The 21,905-nt window shown below is 46.1% G+C and carries 22 protein-coding genes; 15 read left to right on the top strand and 7 right to left on the bottom strand.

The window, feature by feature from the left end:
• Window positions 1-62 precede the first annotated feature (62 nt).
• The 5 genes from L5M37_RS07570 (at window position 63) to L5M37_RS07550 (ending at window position 5,222) form a co-directional block, all read left to right on the top strand.
• On the top strand, window positions 63-1,541 hold the full coding sequence (locus tag L5M37_RS07570; protein WP_263199986.1) for a sigma-54-dependent transcriptional regulator: 1,479 nt from the start codon (window positions 63-65) through the stop codon (window positions 1,539-1,541).
• 71 nt (window positions 1,542-1,612) lie between these two features.
• Window positions 1,613-3,301 (top strand): sensor histidine kinase, encoded by a 1,689-nt coding sequence (locus L5M37_RS07565; protein ID WP_263199985.1) that lies wholly within the window; start codon window positions 1,613-1,615, stop codon window positions 3,299-3,301.
• Window positions 3,302-3,599: 298 nt separating this feature from the next.
• On the top strand, window positions 3,600-4,010 hold the full coding sequence (locus tag L5M37_RS07560) for a curli production assembly/transport protein CsgE (protein WP_131523186.1): 411 nt from the start codon (window positions 3,600-3,602) through the stop codon (window positions 4,008-4,010).
• A 10-nt stretch (window positions 4,011-4,020) separates the two neighbouring features.
• Window positions 4,021-4,416, top strand: coding sequence for a curli assembly protein CsgF (locus L5M37_RS07555; RefSeq protein ID WP_106649655.1), 396 nt, complete (start codon window positions 4,021-4,023; stop codon window positions 4,414-4,416).
• Window positions 4,416-5,222, top strand: coding sequence for a CsgG/HfaB family protein (locus L5M37_RS07550; protein ID WP_105251644.1), 807 nt, complete (start codon window positions 4,416-4,418; stop codon window positions 5,220-5,222). Before L5M37_RS07555 ends, L5M37_RS07550 begins: the two co-directional genes overlap by 1 nt.
• A gap of 147 nt (window positions 5,223-5,369) precedes the next feature.
• Here L5M37_RS07550 and L5M37_RS07545 read toward each other — a convergent pair whose 3' ends face one another.
• On the bottom strand, window positions 5,370-5,975 hold the full coding sequence (locus tag L5M37_RS07545; protein WP_263199983.1) for a TetR/AcrR family transcriptional regulator: 606 nt from the start codon (window positions 5,973-5,975) through the stop codon (window positions 5,370-5,372).
• Window positions 5,976-5,992: 17 nt separating this feature from the next.
• Window positions 5,993-7,417, bottom strand: coding sequence for a coniferyl aldehyde dehydrogenase (locus L5M37_RS07540; RefSeq protein ID WP_263199982.1), 1,425 nt, complete (start codon window positions 7,415-7,417; stop codon window positions 5,993-5,995).
• A 226-nt stretch (window positions 7,418-7,643) separates the two neighbouring features.
• On the opposite strand from L5M37_RS07540, the gene L5M37_RS07535 reads away from it, so the two are divergent.
• The 3 genes from L5M37_RS07535 (at window position 7,644) to L5M37_RS07525 (ending at window position 9,176) form a co-directional block, all read left to right on the top strand.
• Window positions 7,644-8,027 carry an STAS/SEC14 domain-containing protein gene (locus L5M37_RS07535; protein WP_028761699.1) on the top strand — a complete coding sequence of 128 codons (384 nt, stop codon included), beginning with the start codon at window positions 7,644-7,646 and terminating at the stop codon, window positions 8,025-8,027.
• Window positions 8,028-8,135: 108 nt separating this feature from the next.
• The gene (locus tag L5M37_RS07530) at window positions 8,136-8,567 is read left to right on the top strand and encodes a universal stress protein (protein WP_028761700.1); all 432 of its coding nucleotides are present in this window, start codon (window positions 8,136-8,138) and stop codon (window positions 8,565-8,567) included.
• A gap of 171 nt (window positions 8,568-8,738) precedes the next feature.
• Complete coding sequence (locus L5M37_RS07525; protein WP_263199981.1) at window positions 8,739-9,176, top strand: universal stress protein; 438 nt, start codon at window positions 8,739-8,741, stop codon at window positions 9,174-9,176.
• 15 nt (window positions 9,177-9,191) lie between these two features.
• On the opposite strand, the gene L5M37_RS07520 is transcribed toward L5M37_RS07525, so the two are convergent.
• Window positions 9,192-10,049, bottom strand: a complete 858-nt coding sequence (locus tag L5M37_RS07520; RefSeq protein ID WP_263199980.1) for a substrate-binding periplasmic protein — start codon at window positions 10,047-10,049, stop codon at window positions 9,192-9,194.
• A gap of 151 nt (window positions 10,050-10,200) precedes the next feature.
• The gene (locus tag L5M37_RS07515; protein WP_198571790.1) at window positions 10,201-10,752 is read right to left on the bottom strand and encodes a DUF924 family protein; all 552 of its coding nucleotides are present in this window, start codon (window positions 10,750-10,752) and stop codon (window positions 10,201-10,203) included.
• Between the two features lie 207 nt (window positions 10,753-10,959).
• On the opposite strand from L5M37_RS07515, the gene L5M37_RS07510 reads away from it, so the two are divergent.
• The 5 genes from L5M37_RS07510 (at window position 10,960) to L5M37_RS07490 (ending at window position 15,792) form a co-directional block, all read left to right on the top strand.
• Complete coding sequence (locus tag L5M37_RS07510) at window positions 10,960-11,286, top strand: winged helix-turn-helix domain-containing protein (protein ID WP_113941178.1); 327 nt, start codon at window positions 10,960-10,962, stop codon at window positions 11,284-11,286.
• A gap of 25 nt (window positions 11,287-11,311) precedes the next feature.
• Window positions 11,312-11,650 carry a carbon starvation protein CstA gene (locus tag L5M37_RS07505; RefSeq protein WP_198571788.1) on the top strand — a complete coding sequence of 113 codons (339 nt, stop codon included), beginning with the start codon at window positions 11,312-11,314 and terminating at the stop codon, window positions 11,648-11,650.
• Between the two features lie 241 nt (window positions 11,651-11,891).
• Complete coding sequence (locus L5M37_RS07500; protein WP_263199978.1) at window positions 11,892-13,181, top strand: NCS2 family permease; 1,290 nt, start codon at window positions 11,892-11,894, stop codon at window positions 13,179-13,181.
• A gap of 202 nt (window positions 13,182-13,383) precedes the next feature.
• A complete protein-coding gene (proB, locus tag L5M37_RS07495) occupies window positions 13,384-14,502 on the top strand; it encodes a glutamate 5-kinase (RefSeq protein ID WP_105251651.1) in 1,119 nt (372 codons plus the stop codon).
• A 12-nt stretch (window positions 14,503-14,514) separates the two neighbouring features.
• Window positions 14,515-15,792 carry a glutamate-5-semialdehyde dehydrogenase gene (locus L5M37_RS07490; RefSeq protein WP_263199976.1) on the top strand — a complete coding sequence of 426 codons (1,278 nt, stop codon included), beginning with the start codon at window positions 14,515-14,517 and terminating at the stop codon, window positions 15,790-15,792.
• 104 nt (window positions 15,793-15,896) lie between these two features.
• On the opposite strand, the gene L5M37_RS07485 is transcribed toward L5M37_RS07490, so the two are convergent.
• From L5M37_RS07485 to L5M37_RS07475, 3 genes are all read right to left on the bottom strand, one after another.
• Complete coding sequence (locus L5M37_RS07485) at window positions 15,897-16,205, bottom strand: hypothetical protein (RefSeq protein ID WP_263199974.1); 309 nt, start codon at window positions 16,203-16,205, stop codon at window positions 15,897-15,899.
• Window positions 16,206-16,418: 213 nt separating this feature from the next.
• Window positions 16,419-16,895, bottom strand: a complete 477-nt coding sequence (gene ybaK, locus L5M37_RS07480; RefSeq protein WP_028759489.1) for a Cys-tRNA(Pro) deacylase — start codon at window positions 16,893-16,895, stop codon at window positions 16,419-16,421.
• Between the two features lie 119 nt (window positions 16,896-17,014).
• Window positions 17,015-17,935, bottom strand: coding sequence for a DMT family transporter (locus tag L5M37_RS07475; protein ID WP_263199972.1), 921 nt, complete (start codon window positions 17,933-17,935; stop codon window positions 17,015-17,017).
• 288 nt (window positions 17,936-18,223) lie between these two features.
• Between L5M37_RS07475 and dnaK the strand changes: the two genes are divergently transcribed.
• Entirely contained in the window at window positions 18,224-20,143 is a 1,920-nt protein-coding gene (dnaK, locus tag L5M37_RS07470) for a molecular chaperone DnaK (RefSeq protein ID WP_105251655.1), read from the top strand.
• Between the two features lie 110 nt (window positions 20,144-20,253).
• Window positions 20,254-21,390 (top strand): molecular chaperone DnaJ, encoded by a 1,137-nt coding sequence (gene dnaJ / locus L5M37_RS07465; RefSeq protein WP_263199971.1) that lies wholly within the window; start codon window positions 20,254-20,256, stop codon window positions 21,388-21,390.
• The last annotated feature ends 515 nt before the right edge of the window (window positions 21,391-21,905 follow it).

Raw genomic sequence — 21,905 nt, 5'->3', positions numbered from 1 at the left:
ATGTTATTGCACTTTTTGTTACTTTACGGTTAACAGTTTTACTTAGGACAACACTCTCACTTATGGATACTATCCTTATCGTCGATGACAATCATGCCATCTGCCAAGCCCTAGGTTTGATGCTAGAACTCAATGATTATCGGGTGCTGATTTGCCACAGCCCAGAGGACGCCCTTGGGTTATTGACGACTCAAGATGTGGATTTAGTGATCCAAGATATGAACTTTACCCGAGATACCACCTCGGGTGAGGAAGGTCGGCAGCTGTTTTACGCCCTGCGCGAACGCCAAGGGGATTTGCCGATTATTTTGATGACGGCGTGGACCCAGCTCGAAACGGCAGTTGAATTAGTCAAAGCGGGCGCTGCCGATTATATGGGCAAACCTTGGGATGACGCTAAGCTACTCAATAGCATCACTAATCTGATTGCGCTTTATAAACTCTCCCGTGCTAACCACCGCTTGGAGCGGGTGAATCATCAACGCCAAGTGGCGATCGCCGATGCGGATCTCTGCGGTATTGTCTTTGGTAGCGGTGCTATGCAGCGTTGTATTGACTTAGCCTTGCAACTGGCACGCTCCGATGTGTCGGTCTTGATCACTGGCCCCAATGGCGCGGGAAAAGACAAGCTTGCCGATATTCTCCATGCCAATTCTCCCTTAAAAAACAAACCTTTTATTAAGGTTAATGTCGGCGCCTTGCCGATGGATTTATTAGAGGCCGAGCTGTTTGGTGCCGAGGCGGGCGCTTTTACTGGCGCGACTAAAGCACGTATGGGCCGTTTCGAAGCGGCCGACGGCGGCACGCTGTTTTTAGATGAAATTGGCAATTTACCTTTGTCTGGCCAAGTGAAATTATTGCGGGTGCTACAAACCGGCGAATTTGAACGCTTAGGAAGCCATAAAACCCAGAAAGTAAAAGTGCGGGTGATCAGTGCGACCAATGCGGATCTGGCCCAAGATATCGCCGAAGGGCGATTCCGTGAGGATTTGTTTTACCGCTTAAACGTGATTGAACTGGCATTGCCACCGCTGAATCAACGCATCGACGATATTTTACCTTTAGTGCAGCATTTTATTGGCAGCGATTTTAGCTTGAGTAAACCTGCGTTGCAGGCGTTATTACAGCACCGCTGGCCGGGAAATGTGCGCGAGCTTGAAAACGCCTGTAAGCGGGCCGTATTGTTGGCGCAAAGCCATGTGTTGACTGAAGCTGACTTTGGTTTGGCGACTGTTGCGAGTGTTATAAAATCTGCTTCCAGTGTTTCGGCTGTATCTGAGTCGCGGCTATCTGGCTTGAGACAGTCTGATCCTCTGCCTGTTTATTCGCCCGCTTCCATCCCCGTAAATACCGCGTTTTATCATGAGTCTGTTCGTGCCCAAGTGTCGGATGCCAATGAGGCGATAGATGTGAGCCGAGAAGATATCGAAGCGGCGCTAAAACAGCATCATGGCGTAATTGCTCGGGTGGCAAAAGCGCTTGGACTCAGTCGCCAAGCGTTGTATCGGCGGATGGACAAGTTTGGTTTAGATAAGTCATAGGCCAAGCGCAGATGCTAGGTCCCAAGTCCCAGCTTCTAGGCGAGAGAAAGGCTATTGATTAAGGAATCTGAGTGTTAATTCGAACTAAAATTATCATTTTTTCAATGGCTTGCTGCGCCTTTGGCGTCTTGCTGAGTTTTGCCTTGGTGAAGTATATCTCGCCCTATGCTTCGTCTGTTGCTACGTCTAACACGATTGAAATCCCTGATGTGAATGTGCAACTCGATTTTGCGGAGCTTGAGAAAACGGTCGCTTCCATCGAACTCGCCCTTAACAATAGTGAGCAATTGCAGGAGGCTGCGGCGATGCAAGCGCACCAGAGGGCCGAGCAGATTAAGGCCGAGCTGCAAAAGCTTGAACAACTTAAACAAGAGCAGTTACAAATAAAACTCTTCAAGTTAGAACAACTTAAAGAAGGGCTGTTTAATTCTATTCCTTATGTGGTTGAGCCTTTACGTGTAGAACCGCTATCCATTTTACCGCCCAAAGCACCTGTATCTCCTGCGGTATCCGCTGAGATAGCGAAGGGAGAGCGTGTCTCTCGTTTGACCTTAGGTGAAGGTTTGATCGTGTTATTTCTCGCTTGTGTTGTCTGTGGTTTAGGTATTGCTTGGTTGACTCGACATCTCGGCCGCAGTTTAGATTCCCTTGAAGTCGGCTTGCTAAATTTTAGTGATAATGACTTTAGTGTGAGTATTCCTGAACATGGCGAAGGTCAGCTCAAAACCTTAGCGCAGTTATTTAACCATAGCGCTGCTAAATTACGCCAAGAAAGGCAGTACATTTACCAGCGGGAGTTATTACTGGATAAGGTGATTCAAAGTTCTCCCAATGTGATGTTGTTACTGGATGATCATCAGCGGCTCATTTACGCCAATGATGCGGCGCGTCACCTATTCCATAAAAAGGGCAGAATGGAAGGCTTGAGCCTAGATGAATTGCTGGTGGATTTGCCCGAAGTATTGGCCTTGGCGCTTAAACATGAAAAGAACGGACTCTTCGCCATGGGTGAAGATGATGTGGAAACTTGGTATTTAAGTCGCGGCCAATTTTTATTGAATAACCAACAGCATAACTTGATTTTGCTCAAGCAGATGACCCGCGAGCTCAATCGTCAAGAGGTGGCAGTGTGGAAGAAAGTGATCCGCATTATTAGCCATGAACTCAATAACTCAGTGGCGCCCATCGCCTCTATGGTGAACTCGGGGCGGTTACTGACTAAAGATCTGGATAATCCAAAACTTAAGCTGATTTTCGATACTATCGAGAATCGCACCAGTCATCTAAGCCAGTTTATCTTTAACTATGCCCGTTTTGCTAAGTTGCCGCTCCCGCAACGGCGTCAGGTGAATTGGACGCAATTTACTGCCCAGTTGACTCAGCATTATCCCTTTAAACTCATTCATGAGTTACCTGAGGTTGATGGTTTTTTCGATCAAGGACAGATGGAGCAAGTGCTCCTCAATTTACTTAAAAACGCCCATGAATCTGGCTCAAACCCCGAGGATGTCACTCTATCGATTCGGTATCAAACCTTAGTGGATGGTGGAGGTTTTAGTATTGTGATTGAGGATCGCGGCGCAGGTATGTCTGGTGAAGTATTAGAACAGGCGCTACTGCCGTTTTACTCAACAAAACAATCGGGTACAGGCTTAGGTTTACCTTTGTGCCGTGAAATTATCGAAGCCCACGATGGCAGTATTAGCATGCATAATCGCAGTGACGGTGGCCTGTTGGTTCGACTATGGTTGCCACAATAATGCTAGCGTTTTGAATAAACACCGTAATGCGACTCTTAAGTCGCATTTTTATTGCTTATCTTATCCGCTTGTTTAAAGCATAACTCCTATCCTCAACTGCCTCTTGGCGTATTAGCCAAATGGGCTATTTTTGCCTTTTTACCTTAGCTCTTCGGGCTAATTTGCCCCCCAGCGTAATGACGGGAGATCTTTAACCCTGTTAACCTGTTTTACCGAAAATTTGCGTTAAAACTCACCTTGTTCTAACAGAGGTTAGCGCGGTTTTTAAGGTTCGATTAAAAAGGTTAAGGAGGGATAAGTGAAACAGTTAAAACAGCGTCTGCTTACTTACGTTTTATGTCCATTCCTGCTGCTGGCTTCCCCTATCACTATTGCCGATAACGACATTGAAATTAGTGGCTTAGTAATAGATAGAACCTTGACTCGGTTTGGTAAGGACTTTGGCTTTTACTACTCAAGCTATTGGCGCGAACTGCCCTTTACTCAAGGCTTTAACGTCACTCTATATGAGACAGTGTTTCCACAGGCTGGAACCGTTTTAACCTTAGAGGTAAACGGGACTCGGATTTACACCACTCATTTTGGTCGTCGTGCAAATCCGATTAAAGAGAGCGCAGAGCAGGCGATTTTGCTTACGATTGATTATTTAGCGCAAGTCAGAGCCAATGCAATAACAGGTGATTTTTCAGGAACATCGGACGACTTTTAGGATAATAATAATGACATACAGGACGTTACTTGCTCTTGTCACGCTATGTGTGGCAAGCAGTGGCCAAGCCACTGAATTGATTTATACGCCAGTGAATCCCAGCTTTGGCGGCAATCCACAAAATGGGGCTTTCTTATTAAATAAAGCTCAAGCCCAGAATGACAATAAATCTACCTCGACCGAGAAGGACTTTGTCACCCGTTTTAAAGAATCCCTAGAGCGTAATATCATTAACTCAATCACCCGCGGTGTTGCTGATGGTGAAATTACCGATGGTGTTTACGATACCGGTGATTTTCGGATTGAAGTGGCTTCTACGGGAAATGGCGTGATGCTAACTATTACTAATACTGAAACCGGTGAAGTCACTGTGATTGAAATGCCGACATTCGGAGGAGTCAACTAATGGCCCGTCTAGTGTTAGTGAGTTTATTACTGCTAAGTGTGTCGGCCTGTAGCCTGATCTCCAAACCTGATTTAAATATCACGGCTGCCGAGGTTAACCCCTTGAGTGAGGTGATGCGTGGGTTGCAAACTCAGCCTGGACCTAAGTTTCCTATCCCTGTGGCCGTGTATTCCTTTCGCGATCAAACTGGCCAATATAAGCCGCAGGCTAACGTGAGTTCGTTTTCGACCGCGGTGACTCAGGGCGCAACATCGATGTTGATGCAGACTTTGCTCGACTCTAAATGGTTTACACCCGTTGAGCGTGAAGGGCTACAAAATTTGCTTACCGAGCGTAAGATCAGTAACAAACAGAGCGGTACTAAGGGCGATGAAGTGCCCGTATTATCCACCGCCAGATTGTTACTCGAAGGTGGGGTGATTAGTTATGAGACCAACACTAGCACAGGCGGTAGCGGGGTCGAATACTACGGCATTGGCGCCTCTGAAATGTACCGTGAAGATCTGGTGACCATTTATCTACGCGCCGTGGATGTACACACAGGTAAGGTCATGATGTCGGTCTCAACCAGCAAACGAGTCTTGTCCCAAGAAATGCGTGCGGGCTTGTTCCGTTACACGAGTTTAAATCGACTCGCTGAGGCTGAAGTCGGTTTTACAACCAATGAGCCAGTGCAATTTTGCGTGTTACAAGCCATTGAATTGGCGGTCGCTGAGCTGATTGATAAGGGTATCAAACAAGGTTACTGGAGCCCAACTCAAGTGGCGCAGCCAGCAGAAAAAGCCCAGGAGTTGAGTCAGGGCTAGGTGTCTGAAAGCCGGTATTAGATGCTAGAGCAAAGCAGGCTTCTGCTTTAGCACTTAGTCGCGATAGCGTAAAAGAAAACCGAGCCAGTTAAGCTGACTCGGTTTTTTATTGCAGTTATTGCAGCAGTCAGTTGATATTAGGCTATTTTAGTCCGCTTGCATGGCCTTCCAAAACAGTTCAAAACTGGCATCGCGGTATGTTCTATCTGTCCCCAAGTGCGGATTATCGATAAAGAAACGCGTTGCTGCTAGATATTGGCCGTGGCAGTTTTCTAGCATCAATTCCACTGGATAATGGGCGATTAGCCCCATCATTTGTCCCTGCTTAATGAGTTCGCTAATAAAGCCTAAGATGCTATTCATCGCTTGATCGCGCACCTTAGCAGCAATCATGGGCGACATTGAATATTGCTGAAAAAACAGTTGTTTGACAGGGTTATCCAGCGACCAATCTATCGCACTTTGCCATAGTTGTAGGGCATTGTGTTTAAGATCGCTGCCCTTATGGGTGTTTAACAGTAAGGCATCGGCAAATTCTTGTTTTATGTTAAGAAACAAAGATTCCATCAAGGCTTCCTTAGAAGGGAAGTGATGGAACAAGGTGCCCGTTGCTACACCTGCTTGTTTCGCAATCGAGGCGGTAGACGTGCCATGAAATCCTTGGCTGACAAAGAGCGCTAAGGCAGTATCGAGAATAGCTTGGCGTTTATCTGTCATGGTTTTAATGGGTTGTGTTGTTGATGGTTTATTCAAGATTTATCCCCCAATGACTAGCGCAAAAATAGCTTCATTAAGATGCGCTGGATAAAAGTGCCGTAGGGCGGGTGAACAAATTTGCCTGTGTTGAATCGGCCACGGCTGAGTACCGTTTTAGCGTGGCTGAAGGTCAAAAAGCCTTCCTTGCCATGGTAATGCCCCATGCCCGACGGGCCTATTCCGCCAAAGGGCGCATCGTCGGCGGCGACATGAAACACGGTTTCATTGATACAAACACCGCCAGAATGGGTCTGCTGGAGGATCTTTTGCTGAGTTGGCTCATCGAAACTCATCACATAAAGCGCTAAGGGTCTGGCTCTGTGGTTGATGTACTGAATCGCTTCATCTAAGGAGTCGTAGCCAATGATCGGCAGTAATGGGCCAAAAATTTCCTCTTGCATCAATAGCATGTCTTCACTGGTGTGAGTTATCAACTGAGTTGCGAGTTTACGATGTTGGCTATCTATGGCTTCGTCAGTTGCTGAAATAACACGGGCACCTTTTGCTTTGGCGTCTTCGAGCACTGTCATCAAGCGGTCAAACTGACGTGTATTAATGATGCTGCCATAGTCCTTATTGTGATTAATTGCACCGTACATGGATTTAAACTTAGCTTGGTAGGCGGCGATAAAGTCATCCACCTTGGCTTTAGGGCAAAGCACATAATCAGGGGCGACGCAGATTTGCCCTGCATTCAAACACTTACCATAAATCATTCGTTCTACTGCTATCTCAAGCGGCATATCGGGGGCGATAATCACAGGCGATTTACCACCCAATTCGAGTGTTACAGGGGTGAGGTTATTCGCTGCGGCGCGCATCACATGGCGGCCGACTGTGGTCGAGCCTGTAAAGAGTAAATGATCGAAGGGCAGGGCAGAAAATTGGGCAGCAATATCCGCCTCACCTTCAACAACCGCCACGTGGGATTCATCGAAGACTTGTGCCAATAACTGTTTGATCACTTGGTTGGTCGCTGGGGTAAATTCAGACATTTTGAGCATGGCATGATTACCTGCGGCAATGGCAGTCACTAGCGGGCCAATTGACAGCATGACGGGGAAATTCCACGGCACGATAATGCCGATCACCCCCAAAGGTTGATAATGCACTGTGACTTTGGCGGGTGCGAGTAAAATGCCCGCATGGCGAGCGCTGGGCTTGAGCCATTTTTTCAGGTTTTTCAAGCTGTAATTGATATTGTTGATGACAGGCATAATGTCTGAGATCAGGCTGTCATCAATCGATCTATGACCGTAGTCTTGGCTTAAGGCTTCGACTAAGGGTGTTTGAAATTGCAGTATGGCCGCCTTCAGTCGAGTTAATTGCTCCACTCGCGTAGCGTAATTAGGATTCGGTGCCGCTAAATAGCTGCTGCGTTGGCGTTGGAGCAACTGAGTCAGTGGCGAAGTATTAAGGTGTTCGGTGGCCATATTCATAGTGGTTGCTCCAAGGGAAATGGTAGGCTGAGTCTTATTCGGTACTTTATTTAAGTAATCGTCTAGATTGAGCCTTTTATTAAATCAGTACCGACTGATTAGTCGGTTTATCCTAGCTTGCTTAGTGAGATGGTGCAAGGTATCTGGTGTATTTTTGAGCAAGATCACGGCTTGTTGTGGCGTTAGCTTTTACACTAAATCAAGGGTTGTTACATAAGGAGTATGTATGGCATTGTTAAAGCACGGAATTTCGATTGGTATTGAGCGTTATGGTGATGATGATTTTTTCGTTACCTTTAAAGCTATCGGTACCTTAACTCATCAAGACTACGAAATGATGGTGCCTGTGTTGGAGTCTGCATTAGCTGGGGTGAAAGATCCTGATATCTTCGCCTTGGTAGATGTCACCGAGTTGGAAGGCTTGGAACTACAGGCCGCTTGGGACGATCTCAAACTTGGGGTGAAGCATATTCGTCATTTCGAGAAAATAGCCATCGTCGGTAAGACGACTTTGCAGGAAGTGTTGGCTAAATTGGCAAATTGGTTTACGCCTGCTGAGGTAAGGTTTTTTGTTGATAATGGCGATGCTGTTGCTTGGCTGAGAGACTAAGGTTGTGAGATGAAGTTTGTGGTCTGCCAATGCGCTAAATTGGGCGTTATAGCAGCACCGTAAAGATTCACCCAGCAATCCATTCGCGCCATAGAAGGAGTACAAATTATGCGTACAGGTCAAATACTCTGGCCCACAGATTTTTCGGAAACTGCGGCCCATGCACTGAGTTATGCCATTGAAATGGCTAATCTATACCATGTAGGGCTAAAAATCTTACATGTGGTTGAACAGCCGATCGGTGATGAAAACTTTATGATTCTATCTATTACCCCTGAAGAGCTTGCTAAAAGCATGGAGGAAGCGGCGGCAACTAAAATGCGAGCACTATTGGATGGATTGAATACTGAGCTTCCTATCACTACCTTGATCCGCCGTGGCGATCCTGTCTATCAAATTTTAGAAGAGGCCAACAGTAAAGACATTGGCATGGTAGTAATTGCTAGCCATGGCCGAACTGGGATTTCGCATTTTTTACACACCAATGTCTCAGAAGCGGTGGCGAATGGTGCAGCTTGTCCTGTGCTTGTGGTTAAGTAACTGGCTTTGACTCTATAAATCCAAAGGGCGCTTATAGCGTCCTTTCTTTTTGATTGATAAAGAATAATTAATTGAAATGGGTACGCAAGAAGCATAGCAAACTGCTATAAAATAGTGGTATTTTGGCCTTAATAATTAGCTTAATTAAAAACTCAAATGATGGATAAGCTTATGCGTACTCAAGAAGTGTTATGCCCTACGGATTTTTCATCCACAGCGGCCCATGCGTTAAAATATGCGGTCGAAATGGCAAATGTTTATCACGTCGATATTCGGTTGTTACATGTGACTAGCCCTGCCCGTGGCGCCCATTGTTATGGTATTGCGGTCGATATTCCCGCTACATTGGAAAATGAACTTAAAGCTTTCGTTGATGCAAAAATGCACAGTTTGCAGCAGGAAATGCAGCAGAACCTTACCGAAGGGCTCAATATTAAGTTAGTCGTGCGCCATGGTGATGCTATTGATGAGATTTTAGCGGAAGCCGTTGATGTGGGCATGGTGGTTATCGCTAGTCATGGTAGCAGCGGTTTAGCTGACTTTTTAAAACCCCACGTTACACAGGATATTGTTAAGTATGCTAAGTGCCCTGTGTTGGTGGTGAAATAACACTATGGGATAAGTTTAGTAGGAATCATTTTTGATCATTTTAGGTTCTGTTAACTTAGTCGACGCCTCGGCTTCATTGTCAAATGACATCAGGCGTCGATACTTTTCCTGCAGAGCCACTAAGCTACCATCTTGGGTAATTTGTTTGAGTCCCGCATTAAAATCATCCCGAATTTGTTCACTGAGAAACGCGAACTTGTATTCTGTAGGTGGGAATATTTGGTGGCAAATCGCCTGTTGTTTTAAGTCTTTCTCAGTGAGTTTGCCCTCAAGATAGGCCTGCTTTAAGTAGTATTTGAAAATATTTTTATCCATCACAACGACATCGGCCCTGCGCTTCATCAGCATATAAACCTGCTGCACTTGCCTCGCTTGTTCTTGGTAGCCGCTATTGGTCTTAACCATGTTGGCAAACTCTTCCCCCAGTAACGATGATGCACGTTGAAAGGCGACGACTTGTTTGTTGTTTAAATCGTTTATGCTATTGATGTTAAAATGATTACTTTCGAGGCTGATGGCGCAGTTTTGGTAGGTTATCGCAACGTTGGAATAAAAAACGTTGTTAATCATTCCTTCTTTGATGTTGATGATGCCATCGAGTTTACCCTCCCTGAGTTCATGGAAAGTGCGCGCCAGTGGTAAGTAGTGGATAGAAGCTGTATGGCCTTTAACGGCGAGGGCTTGGTTAAGTAATTCTAGTTCGATCCCGCTATTTGTTGCTTGGATGACATAGGGCGGGATAGACAGGCTGACGCCTATCTTAATTTCAGCCGCTTGGCCGAGCTGAGCGCCGCATAGGATGAGTAACCCCATCAATTTATAGCGGTTACGACGAGCCACTGAGCTATTTGGCTTATTGAGTTTATGCGCCATAAGTTACCAACACCTCCGCGGTATACACTTGCAACTGTGTTTGATACTCGCCAAGTCATTCCATGACTTTCTTGAGTAAGTGTAGTGTGTCTGTGAACTCAGCACGGCTTTATTTATCAAATACACATTAACGCTTTAACCTATGACAAGCTCAAAAGGATGAGCCCGGTTCAGTGAGAAAAGCAATTTCTTCCGCCGTAGACTCCCTGCCTAAGATAATATTTCTATGTGGATAGCGGCCAAACCTGTCGATAATCGCTTTATGGCGCAGTTCAAACGTTAGGTTTGTTATCGCAGCTTCGCGATTAAACAGTTTTACTGCTACTTGGTGAATGGTTGCCGATTCGCTGTGCATATAGGGCATAAATAGAAAAGGGACTTGTTTGGATTTTAGTGCTGTATCGACCCGTTGGGCAACGGCCTCTTGGGCGAGCACTAGGGCTATCGCATCGGCTTCGAATGCGGCAGGCGTATCGCGGTAAATATTACGGGAGAATTGATCGAGCACTATGATCTCAGCTAATCGACCTTGAGGCGTGATTCGCCAATGTGAAAGCTCTCCCCGTTTAGCTTGAAGTAGTACACCTTCGAAGCGCTGTTTGATCTGGGTATCAAATTCAACATCTTTAATCCACCAGAGCTTTGGGTCAATGTCTTCAAACCAAAATGTCAGTATTTGGTCTGCTGTGATTGTCTGGCTCATTTTAGCCTTTCTTCATAGGTGTTGAGTGATATTAGAAATAACAGTTGTTGGGGGAGGATGACAAGTCGTTTCGTTTGATTTAAGTGCAGATTTGTTATCTGATGATCTTGTCGCGAACCGTAAGTATTTAGTATTGGCTATTGCCTTATTGACTGAATATAAAGTAGTTTTGATGATAATTACTTTTGTTTCTAGACAGGTCATCCTATGTCACTTTCAATGCCAGCATCCCAACAGGTTTCAAAGCAAAATAAGGCGTTTCTGCGTAAGTTATATTTGGCGCATTTAATGGATGATGACCGCCATAATCTATTATCACTCAATAAGTTAACCGGAATGCCTCGCCGAACTTTACAGGATGCTATCGCAGCTTTTGAGGATATAGGTATTCGAGTCGAGTTTGTGCAGGAAGGCAGCCGTAACAATTCAGGTTATTACCGCATAGTCACCTGGGGGCCAATCAGCAGCGCTTGGGTCGATACCCATCTAAGCGAAATCGCTGAGCTGATAGGATTTTACGATAAGTCAATTTAAACGCTGTTTGTTACCAAGGACGAATTTGAGAACTCTTCAACTATTAGGTTTTATTCTTGCCATTGCAGGCGTCATTTTGGGATATATAACGCTAGCATCTATTGACGGTCAAACATCTGAAGCTTCTGCTGGGGCTGCGGGTTTAGGCATGATTTTTATGGTATTACCAACCTTTGGCTGTTCTGCGTTAATGTTGGTACCTTCTTCTTTAACATTATGCAAATCAGAAGTAAGGCTACGTACCTATTTTAAAGGGAGTTTTTGGTTGAGTCTGTGGAAATTGAATTTAGTTATTTCTGCTGTATATATCCTTGTTACTCTTTATGTGGGCTGTTTATGGCTACAAATCAGCATTGGTCGCTAACGAGTGAATCATCTTGTTCATAATATGTTCATTTTTTATGCTTAACCTTCAACGCGAGTCTCACCCGAGGATATTGCATTCGTTTGCATAGATATTTGAGCATTTTCTCTTCGTTACTCCTTTGCCAATTTTCTGGCCTGACCAGCCTAAACTCCCTATAATCGGCTGCAAATGTCATCACGTTACATAGTGTTCACATCTAAATACCCTACATACTTAAAATAAAAAGGAACCTTGTTCCATGTTAGAAAAACTGTTCAAACTGAAACAAAATCAAACGAGCCTCAAGCAGGAAGCGGTCGCAGGTTTGACAACATTTATGACTATGGCCTACATCATTTTTGTGAACCCAATGATGTTAGCCGATGCGGGCATGGACCATGGTGCTGTATTTGTGGCGACCTGTTTGGCGGCGGCTGTCGGCTGTTTGGTTATGGGTCTGATGGCGAATTATCCCATTGCGCTTGCTCCAGGTATGGGACTTAATGCCTTTTTTACCTACACAGTCGTGGGTGAAATGGGTTACAGCTGGGAGACTGCGTTAGGCGCAGTGTTCCTGTCGGGAATTTGCTTTTTAATCTTGTCCTTAGTGCGTATTCGAGAATGGATTGTAAATAGTATTCCCATGTCGTTACGTATCGGTATTGCTGCAGGTATTGGTTTGTTCCTTGCACTGATTGGCCTTAAGAGCGCCGGTATTGTGGTGGCAAGTCCTGCTACGCTAGTGACACTTGGCGATATCACGGCATTTCCGGCGGTTATGGCTGTGCTGGGCTTTTTCCTCATTATTGCTATGGTGCAGCGGGGAATGAAGTCGGCGGTGATTGCCAGCATTCTGATTATCACTGGCCTAGGATTAGTGTTTGGTGATGTGCAGTATCAGGGCATTGTATCAATGCCCCCTTCAATCGCACCTACATTTATGAAGATGGATTTATCCCAAGTATTTGAAGTAACTATGCTATCAGTCGTTTTTGCCTTCTTATTTGTGGATCTCTTCGATACCTCTGGCACCTTAGTGGCGGTTGCACAGCGCGGTGGTTTTCTCGATGATAAAGGCCGTTTACCACGTCTGAATCGTGCCTTAACCGCTGACAGTTTAGCAACGATTGCGGGGGCGGCTTTTGGCACTTCCACCACGACAAGTTATATCGAAAGCACCGCGGGTGTGAGCGCAGGTGGTCGTACTGGTTTAACGGCCGTTGTGGTGGGATTACTCTTCATTGCTGCGTTATTTTTATCGCCATTGGCGGTGATGATCCCGGCTTATGCGACTGCGGGTACACTGTTTTATGTAGCGATTTTGATGATGTCGGGACTGGTGCATGTCGAATGGGAAGATTTGACTGAAGCCGCGCCTGTGGTGGTTGTGTGTATATTAATGCCGCTAACGTTTTCTATCGCGACGGGCATTGCCTTTGGGATAATCTCATATGCAGCAATCAAATTACTCACAGGTCGCTTTAGCGATCTTAATGTGGGCATTTTAGTATTAGCCGCATTGTTTGTAGCTAAGTTTGTCTATGGTTGATGCTGTCGATTAATTCACCTGCACAGTAAAAACTCGCAGCGTAGATTGTTTACATTTTTTGAGGGCCATCTAATCGATGGCCCTTTTTAATGCGCGATTCTAAGCAAAAACGAAAATTTATCTCGAGTTAATAACTCCTTGCTACCAATTACTCAGCGGATTAGGTATAAGGATTGTTCGGTTATTTTGTTACAAATGAATAATGAACTTAAGTGAGATTGCGTATCGCCGCGTGGTAGTGAAGTTAGGGACGAGTGTGCTGACCTCTGGCAGTAAACAGCTAGATAAAGCCCACATGGTTGAGCTTGCTCGTCAAATGGCCGCACTGATGAAGTCAGGGGTCGAAGTCGTATTATGCACCTCAGGGGCAATTGCCGCTGGGCGTGAACATCTCCAATACCCGACGCTGCCCGACACTATGGCCAATAAGCAATTGTTAGCCGCTGTCGGGCAAAGTCAGTTGATCCTCGCTTGGGCACAACTCTTTAGTATTTATGGGCTGCATGTGGGCCAATTGCTGCTGACCCGTGCCGATTTGCAGGATAGGGAGCGTTACCTTAACGCCCGCGACACGCTCAATGCATTGTTGGCCAATAATATTGTGCCGATCATCAATGAAAACGATGCCGTTGCCACCAATGAGATCAAAGTGGGCGATAACGACAATTTATCGGCGCGCGCAGCACTCTTATGCGATGCTGACTTATTGATTTTACTGACGGATCAAAAGGGCTTATTCGATGCGGATCCACGCACTAACCCGAACGCTAAGTTAATTTCACAGGTGGTGAAGATTGACGATAGTCTGCGTATGCTGGCGGGCGGTTCTGTATCGGGTTTAGGCACGGGTGGTATGTCGACTAAATTGGAAGCGGCGGATATTGCTCGCCGTGCTGGCATCGAAGTGGTTATCGCCTCTGGCCATCACCCTGATGTGATCAAAAAAGTGGTCGCCAAAGAGTCCGTCGGTACTCACTTTAGTGCCATCGAAAACCCGCTCGAAAGCCGCAAACAGTGGATTCTAGCGGGACCTGCGACTCAAGGTTCTTTAGTGCTTGATGCGGGTGCGGTCAAAGCCGTGACTGACAAAGGCCGCAGTCTATTGTCTAAAGGTATCGTAGGCGTTAAAGGTCAGTTTGAACGTGGTGCGACGCTACAATTAGTTGATCAACAAGGTAAAGTGATTGCTAAAGGGATGACACGATACTGTGGCCAAGCCCTGAGTTTGATTGCGGGTAAGCATTCCGACGAGATCGAGTCTGTACTCGGTTACGATTATGGTGACGCAATAGTGCACCGCAACGACATGGTTGTCTTATAAGCGAGGTCTGTTTTGAGTCAAATGAATCAAGATCAGTATTTACAGCAACTTGGCCAAAATGCCAAACAGGCCAGTTATGCTTTAGCCAATTTAACGGCGAGCCAAAAGGCTGACTTACTCGAAGCTATTGCCGATGCGCTGACGGCAAACTCCGCCGCCATTTTAGCGGCTAATGCTAAAGACGTTGCCGCCGCTAAGAACGATGGATTAACGGAGGCGATGATCGACAGACTGTTGCTCGATGATGCGCGTTTAGCGGGCATTATCGGTGATATCAGCGATGTGATCCGCCTTGCTGATCCCGTGGGCGAAGAGTTTGGCAGCAAGTTATTAGATAACGGTTTAAGGTTGACTCGTCGCCGCGTACCGCTGGGCGTGATTGGGGTTATCTACGAGGCGCGCCCGAATGTGACTGTCGATATCGCGGTACTTGCCCTTAAAACGGGTAATGCGGTGATCCTCCGTGGCGGTAAAGAAACCCTTGAATCGAATAAGCTTATCAGCGAAGTGATCCGCGGCGCGATTGTCGCCCAAGGTTTGCCCATAGATGTGGTGCAATTTATTGATTCTTCAGACAGAGCCCTAGTGACAGGTTTACTTAAGCTCGATCAATATGTCGACATGATAGTGCCGCGCGGCGGTCAAGCATTGCAGCGCTTATGTGCCGAGCAAGCGACGATTCCAGTGATTTTAGGCGGCATTGGTATTTGCCACTTGTATGTCGATAAAAATGCCGACCTTGAGCGTGCATTAGGCGTAATCGCTAATGCCAAAGTGCAGCGTCCAACTGTGTGCAATGCGCTTGATACCTTGCTGGTGGATGAGCGCGTGGCGAGTACCTTTGTACCGCAAATTGCCGAGTATCTGCATCGTCTAGGCGTGCGCTTTTCAGTTTGTGATACAAGTTTTAGTCTACTGGATGGTTTAGGGTTCGATGTGACGCTTGCTAAGTCTGAGGATTTTGGCATTGAATGGCTGTCGTTAACCTTAGGTATCAAAGTCGTGAGCGATATCGATGCCGCCGTTAGCCATATTCGCCAGTATTCTAGCGGCCATTCGGAGGCCATTTTGACCGATGATATTAATGCAGCGGCACACTTTATGAATGAAGTGAACTCAGCCGCCGTGTATGTGAATGCCAGTACTCGTTTTACCGATGGCGGTCAGTTTGGTCTTGGCGCTGAAGTGGCGGTGAGCACGCAAAAACTGCACGCCCGCGGTCCAATGGGGCTTGAGGCATTAACCACATATAAGTGGTTAGCTTGGGGTGATTACACTAGTCGTGTTTAGCGGTAAATACCGATAAACCCAAAGCCGTTAACTTACTACGTTGACGGCTTTTTTGTTTGCGGTATCCAACTGAATAGCGACATCAATGTGTTTGGCTAACAAGTTTAGCTGCTTATGGCGAGCGGGGTATAAGTGGCAAGTAACCAGATACATAAAAATATCGTTGACATAACGACAGTGAATTTACGAAAGGCCTTGATGTATTCCAAGGTATAAATAAAGTACTTTTCTTGTACTCTGCGAGTGAGTAAAACCGAAGGCAGCATAAAACTGCAATAGAGCATGACTACCATAGTGGTAAAACTGTTTCCCCAGAAATGCTCATAAATAAATAAGGCGATGCAGAGTAGCATGGCGCACCAACTGATAGGGCTGATGCTATTTTCTGGATTCCATTGGGTTGATTTTTCCATCTGACTATCCTTAGTCGATTTGTACCTCAGTACAATTTATAGACGGATATCTCGGCTTTATCAAACGCTTTCCACTTTAGACTCAGTACGCTGGCAGTTTGTTGTCGTTTGAGCCTTGTTCACCATTTATCCAACATGAGTGTGTACGACTTAAAGTGGAGTGAATTGTTTACTTAACGTTGAATGACTTGTGCTTAATGTGGCCTGGATAGCTTAAAGCGTCTTTATATCGGCAAATTCGCCTTTGCAAAGCAGGGCTAAGTCTGTGGCCGCTAAGCTTATCTCTAAACCGCGTCTGCCCGCGCTGACATAAATCCTGTCGAAGCCTTGAGCGCTGGCATCAATCAAGGTTGGCAATTGTTTCTTCTGCGCTAAGGGACTAATACCGCCAACCAGATAGCCTGAGGATTTTTGTGCTAGGTCGGCATCGGCCATTTGTAGTTTCTTTTGTCTTAAGCATTTAGCTACGGCTTTTAGATTAAGCTGATGATCGACGGGCACTAGCGCGACGGCAATCGGCGCATGGGCTTTGTCGATGGCAACTAAAAGGGTTTTAAACACTTGTGCGGGTTCGAGCCCTAAGGTGTTAGCGGCTTCTTCGCCGTAGGCGGCGCAGTGTGGATCGTGGCTGTACTCTAAGATATCAAACGCGATCTTGGCTTTTTTAGCCAATCGGACGGCCGGGGTCATTTTATACTCCTTCACAAAACGGGGGATATTAGCGCTTAATCTTGGCTTAAAATGTTAGCCAGCTCTTTTAATTGGCTCATTGCCGTGAGCTAACATTATTTAAGGCTGCTACTCAACGATTATTCCGCTAGCTTTGTGCTTATCTTGTTTTTACGCTCTAAATAACGGGGCAGAAGTTGCTGCAACATCATCCCTGATAAAATAAAGGCTAGGCCGAGATAGGTTGCCATCGCAATCGTTTCTTGCAAAATCCACGCGATAAAACCAATCGACATCACAGGGGATAAAAACACCATAGTGCTAATGTTCGCAGTGCGAGTGGCGGTTTTCAGCGCCATTAACCAGAGCACAAAGGTAATGCCCATCTCAAACAAGCCCACATACATACCTGCAAATATCGCCTTAAGACTAAAACTAGGCAGGGTATCTGTCAGCACTAAGGTGATGGCAATAAAAGGTAAGCCGATAAGAAAACTCAATAATAAACTAACCACAGGATCGCCTTGATCTTTAGTGTTGACGATCCAATATAGGCACCAGAGTAAGGTGCTGGTGAGAGCAAGACCGATACCGAGTGGGCTATCAAAACTAAAGCCGCTGATATCGCCGCCGGTGGCAATGATAAACACACCAGTGTAGGCAATCAGCGCGGCAGCAATGTCGCTCTTACGCAAATGTTGCTTTAACAAAGGCGCGGCCAGTAACGGCAGTAATACCGCCCAAGTGTAATTAAGTGACAACGCTTGCTGCGCTGGCAGTAAGGAATACGCTTTAAATAGCACGACATAGTAAAGGAAGGGATTGATGAGTCCAGTCACCAGATAAAACATGGGGCGGCGTAAAAACTGTTGCTTGAGTAAGGAAAGCTTTTTTTGCCAAGCCAGGATACCGCCAAGGGCAACAATCGACGTGAGCACGGCAACAAACACCAGTTGCAGCGGTGTGTAGTAACTCAAGGCAATCTTAAAGGCCGTGGCCACTGTCGACCAGAGAAAGACCGCCGCCATGCCATACACGTACGCTAAATTCGAAGACTTCACTCTGCTACCTTACTAGGATAAACATCCGCCAAATGTGGGCAGATTGAATAACAGCTTTGGTTGATAAGCAAGACTATTTTATGTGATTGGATATTTTATCCCGCTGTAGATGCGAGAAAGATAAATCAGAAAATTTTTTTGTTCGCCCTTGTAATTAAATTCCCTGTCCCAATATAGGTATCAAGGCAGAGAAGGTGGCCAACGATGGACTTGATATTTAAACCGTCTAGCCCCATATCAAAACCAACTAAACAAATTTAGATTGAATGAAATTTTTCGGAGGACCTCATGGGTAAAATTATTGGTATCGACTTAGGCACAACAAACTCTTGTGTAGCTGTCCTCGATGGTGGCAAAGCACGTGTGTTAGAAAACGCTGAAGGCGATCGCACAACCCCGTCAATCATCGCTTATACAGATGATGAAACCATTGTCGGTTCGCCAGCAAAACGTCAAGCTGTGACTAACCCGACTAACACATTCTTCGCGATTAAGCGTTTGATTGGTCGTCGCTTTAAAGATGACGAAGTCCAACGTGACGTGAATATCATGCCATTCAAAATCATTGCAGCCGACAACGGTGATGCATGGGTTGAATCGCGTGGCAACAAGATGGCTCCACCACAAGTTTCTGCAGAAATCTTGAAAAAGATGAAGAAAACCGCAGAAGACTTTTTAGGTGAAGAAGTAACAGAAGCGGTTATTACTGTTCCTGCTTACTTTAACGATTCACAACGTCAAGCGACTAAAGATGCGGGTCGTATCGCAGGTCTTGATGTTAAACGTATTATCAACGAACCAACGGCTGCAGCATTAGCCTACGGTATCGATAAGAAACAAGGCGACAACATTGTTGCAGTATACGATTTAGGTGGTGGTACATTCGATATCTCTATCATCGAAATCGACAGCAACGATGGCGACCAAACATTTGAAGTGTTGGCAACCAACGGTGACACCCACTTAGGTGGTGAAGACTTTGACAACCGTTTGATCAACTACTTAGCTGACGAATTCAAGAAAGAGCAAGGCTTAGATCTGCGTAAAGATCCATTAGCAATGCAACGTCTGAAAGAAGCAGCAGAAAAAGCGAAAATTGAACTTTCAAGCACCAACCACACTGAAGTGAACCTGCCATACATCACGGCAGACGCAACAGGTCCTAAGCATTTAGTGATTAAAATCACTCGTGCAAAATTGGAATCACTGGTTGAAGACTTGATTATCCGTACATTAGAGCCACTAAAAGTTGCCTTGGCTGATGCAGATTTATCTGTAACAGACATCAACGAAGTGATTCTAGTGGGTGGTCAAACACGTATGCCTAAGGTTCAAGAAGCAGTGACAAACTTCTTCGGCAAAGAACCTCGTAAAGACGTGAACCCAGACGAAGCGGTAGCCGTAGGTGCTGCTATTCAAGCAGGCGTACTGTCAGGCGACGTGAAAGACGTATTACTGTTAGACGTAACACCACTGTCTCTGGGTATCGAAACCATGGGCAGCGTGATGACTAAGTTGATTGAAAAGAACACTACTATTCCTACTAAGGCGCAGCAAGTGTTCTCAACAGCCGATGACAACCAAAACGCAGTGACGATTCACGTACTGCAAGGTGAGCGTAAGCAAGCGAGCGCGAACAAGTCATTAGGCCAGTTCAACTTAGACGGTATTGAGCCAGCTCCACGTGGCCAGCCACAAATTGAAGTGATGTTCGACATCGATGCCGACGGTATTCTGCATGTGTCTGCGACAGACAAGAAAACCGGCAAGAAACAAAACATCACCATTAAAGCCTCTTCTGGCTTAAGCGAAGAAGAAGTGGCACAAATGGTACGTGATGCCGAAGCTCACGCAGATGAAGACAAGAAGTTTGAAGAGTTAGTGCAAGCACGCAACCAAGCTGATGGCTTAGTCCACGCGACTAAGAAACAAGTGGAAGAAGCGGGTGATGCATTGCCAAGCGAAGATAAAGAGAAAATCCAAGCTGCTATGGCCGCTGTTGACACTGCCAGCAAAGGCAATGACAAAGAAGCCATTGAAAAGGCAACTCAAAACTTGATCGAAGCATCTGCTAAGCTGATGGAAATCGCTCAAGCTAAGTCTCAAGCTCAAGGCGGCGACAATGCCGACGCGGGCAAACAGGCTAACGCTGCTGCCGATGACGTTGTCGATGCTGAATTCGAAGAAGTGAAAGACGACAAGAAATAATGACTTGTTTTCAATCAAATAGATTGATTTCAAAGCGTTAATTTCTAGGCGGGCGTTACGGGGCAACCCTAACGCCCGTTTGTTCAACACCAGCTGAGAAGCATGAGATTATGTCAAAGCGAGATTATTACGAAGTATTAGGTGTCAGTCGTGACACCAGCGAACGTGAAATTAAAAAGGCCTACAAACGTCTGGCCATGAAATTTCACCCAGATCGCAACCCAGGCGACAAAACCGCAGAAGCTAACTTTAAAGAAATTAAAGAAGCCTACGAGATCCTAACCGACGCCGACAAAAAAGCGGCCTATGACCAATTTGGTCATGCGGGTGTGGATCCTAATCGCGGTGGCGGTGGTTACGGTGGTGGTCAAGGCGATTTCGGTGATATTTTCGGTGATGTCTTTGGCGATATTTTCGGCGCTGGACGTCGTGGTGGTGGTCAACGCCAAGCGGCCCGCGGCTCAGATTTACGTTACAACCTAGAGTTATCACTGGAAGAAGCCGTTAAAGGTTTAACCAAAGAACTGCGTATCCCAACACTGGCGACTTGCGATCTATGTGAAGGCAGCGGCGCTAAAAAAGGCACCTCTGCAACCACTTGTGGCACCTGTCATGGTCAAGGCCAAGTCCAAATGCGCCAAGGTTTCTTTGCGGTGCAGCAGCCTTGTCCAACCTGTCATGGCCGCGGCAAGATCATCAAAGATCCTTGCACTAAGTGTCATGGCGATGGCCGTGTTGAAAAGAGTAAAACCTTATCGGTTAAAATCCCAGCAGGCGTCGATACGGGCGACCGTATTCGTTTAGCGGGTGAAGGCGAAGCGGGTGAGTTTGGCGCGCCTCCAGGGGATTTATACGTTCAGGTCAGCGTGCGTGAGCATGCGATTTTCGTCCGTGATGGCAACAACCTTTACTGCGAAGTGCCGATATCCTTCAGTAAAGCGGCCCTAGGCGGTGAGATTGAAGTGCCAACACTGGATGGTAAAGTCAGCCTGAAGATCCCAGCCGAAACGCAAACGGGCCGTATGTTCCGTTTACGTGGCAAAGGCGTCAAGTCGGTTCGCAGCCATGCGGTAGGCGACTTGCTCTGCAAAGTGGTTATGGAAACCCCAGTTAACTTAAACGATCGTCAAAAAGAACTGTTACGCGAATTTGAAGCTACCTTAACCGGTGAGTCAAAGAAGCACAGCCCAAAGGCTGAGGGCTTTTTCGATGGCGTGAAGAAGTTCTTTCAAGATCTGAATAGCTAACTTGGTTTCGCTGCTAATGATATTAGTAGCGCGCTAGATGAATAAAGCCCTGCAATGGTTAACCTTGCAGGGCTTTTTTATGTCACAAATTTAGTTTGAGATTTCGATTCTTTTTAAAAGAAAAGTCAAAGTCGTGGGGCTTCACCCCACACCCGACCAAGGAGGACTGCTCGTCCTATCCTCCTTGGATGCTCCATGACGCCCCTAACGGAGTTGAAAGCCCCTTGTGCTCATTGTCAAATTTGCTATCGCTTCCGAAGGATGCATCCCTGCACCTGCGAAAGCTAGCTCGCCATATATGGACCCATCCGGTTTGCAAGACATTCGATAGCGATTATGAGAAGAGTTCATTGCACCCATATATTCGGCCTGTTATTGAGGTATGCCTCTGGCCCTGATGGATATCTGCTTCTACTGTCCTTATCATCCTTGCGGCTTCATTATGAGCCTATGGCGAGCTAAGGTTTTCAGTAGATCAGTCTGACTGTCTCATCATCAAATCAATTGTCATAGCA

It is taken from the genome of Shewanella sp. SM69 (assembly GCF_025653985.1).
Classification (GTDB): Bacteria; Pseudomonadota; Gammaproteobacteria; order Enterobacterales; family Shewanellaceae; genus Shewanella; species Shewanella oncorhynchi.
This window is presented reverse-complemented; position numbering and strand designations above follow the sequence as displayed.

Coding starts and splice junctions, on each gene's coding strand:
- L5M37_RS07570 (WP_263199986.1), top strand. CDS start 63: ATGGATACTATCCTTATCGTCGATGACAATCATGCCATCTGCCAAGCC.
- L5M37_RS07555 (WP_106649655.1), top strand. CDS start 4,021: ATGACATACAGGACGTTACTTGCTCTTGTCACGCTATGTGTGGCAAGC.
- L5M37_RS07550 (WP_105251644.1), top strand. CDS start 4,416: ATGGCCCGTCTAGTGTTAGTGAGTTTATTACTGCTAAGTGTGTCGGCC.
- L5M37_RS07540 (WP_263199982.1), bottom strand. CDS start 7,417: ATGAATATGGCCACCGAACACCTTAATACTTCGCCACTGACTCAGTTG.
- L5M37_RS07535 (WP_028761699.1), top strand. CDS start 7,644: ATGGCATTGTTAAAGCACGGAATTTCGATTGGTATTGAGCGTTATGGT.
- L5M37_RS07530 (WP_028761700.1), top strand. CDS start 8,136: ATGCGTACAGGTCAAATACTCTGGCCCACAGATTTTTCGGAAACTGCG.
- L5M37_RS07525 (WP_263199981.1), top strand. CDS start 8,739: ATGCGTACTCAAGAAGTGTTATGCCCTACGGATTTTTCATCCACAGCG.
- L5M37_RS07520 (WP_263199980.1), bottom strand. CDS start 10,049: ATGGCGCATAAACTCAATAAGCCAAATAGCTCAGTGGCTCGTCGTAAC.
- L5M37_RS07515 (WP_198571790.1), bottom strand. CDS start 10,752: ATGAGCCAGACAATCACAGCAGACCAAATACTGACATTTTGGTTTGAA.
- L5M37_RS07510 (WP_113941178.1), top strand. CDS start 10,960: ATGTCACTTTCAATGCCAGCATCCCAACAGGTTTCAAAGCAAAATAAG.
- L5M37_RS07500 (WP_263199978.1), top strand. CDS start 11,892: ATGTTAGAAAAACTGTTCAAACTGAAACAAAATCAAACGAGCCTCAAG.
- proB (WP_105251651.1), top strand. CDS start 13,384: ATGAACTTAAGTGAGATTGCGTATCGCCGCGTGGTAGTGAAGTTAGGG.
- L5M37_RS07485 (WP_263199974.1), bottom strand. CDS start 16,205: ATGGAAAAATCAACCCAATGGAATCCAGAAAATAGCATCAGCCCTATC.
- ybaK (WP_028759489.1), bottom strand. CDS start 16,895: ATGACCCCGGCCGTCCGATTGGCTAAAAAAGCCAAGATCGCGTTTGAT.
- dnaK (WP_105251655.1), top strand. CDS start 18,224: ATGGGTAAAATTATTGGTATCGACTTAGGCACAACAAACTCTTGTGTA.
- dnaJ (WP_263199971.1), top strand. CDS start 20,254: ATGTCAAAGCGAGATTATTACGAAGTATTAGGTGTCAGTCGTGACACC.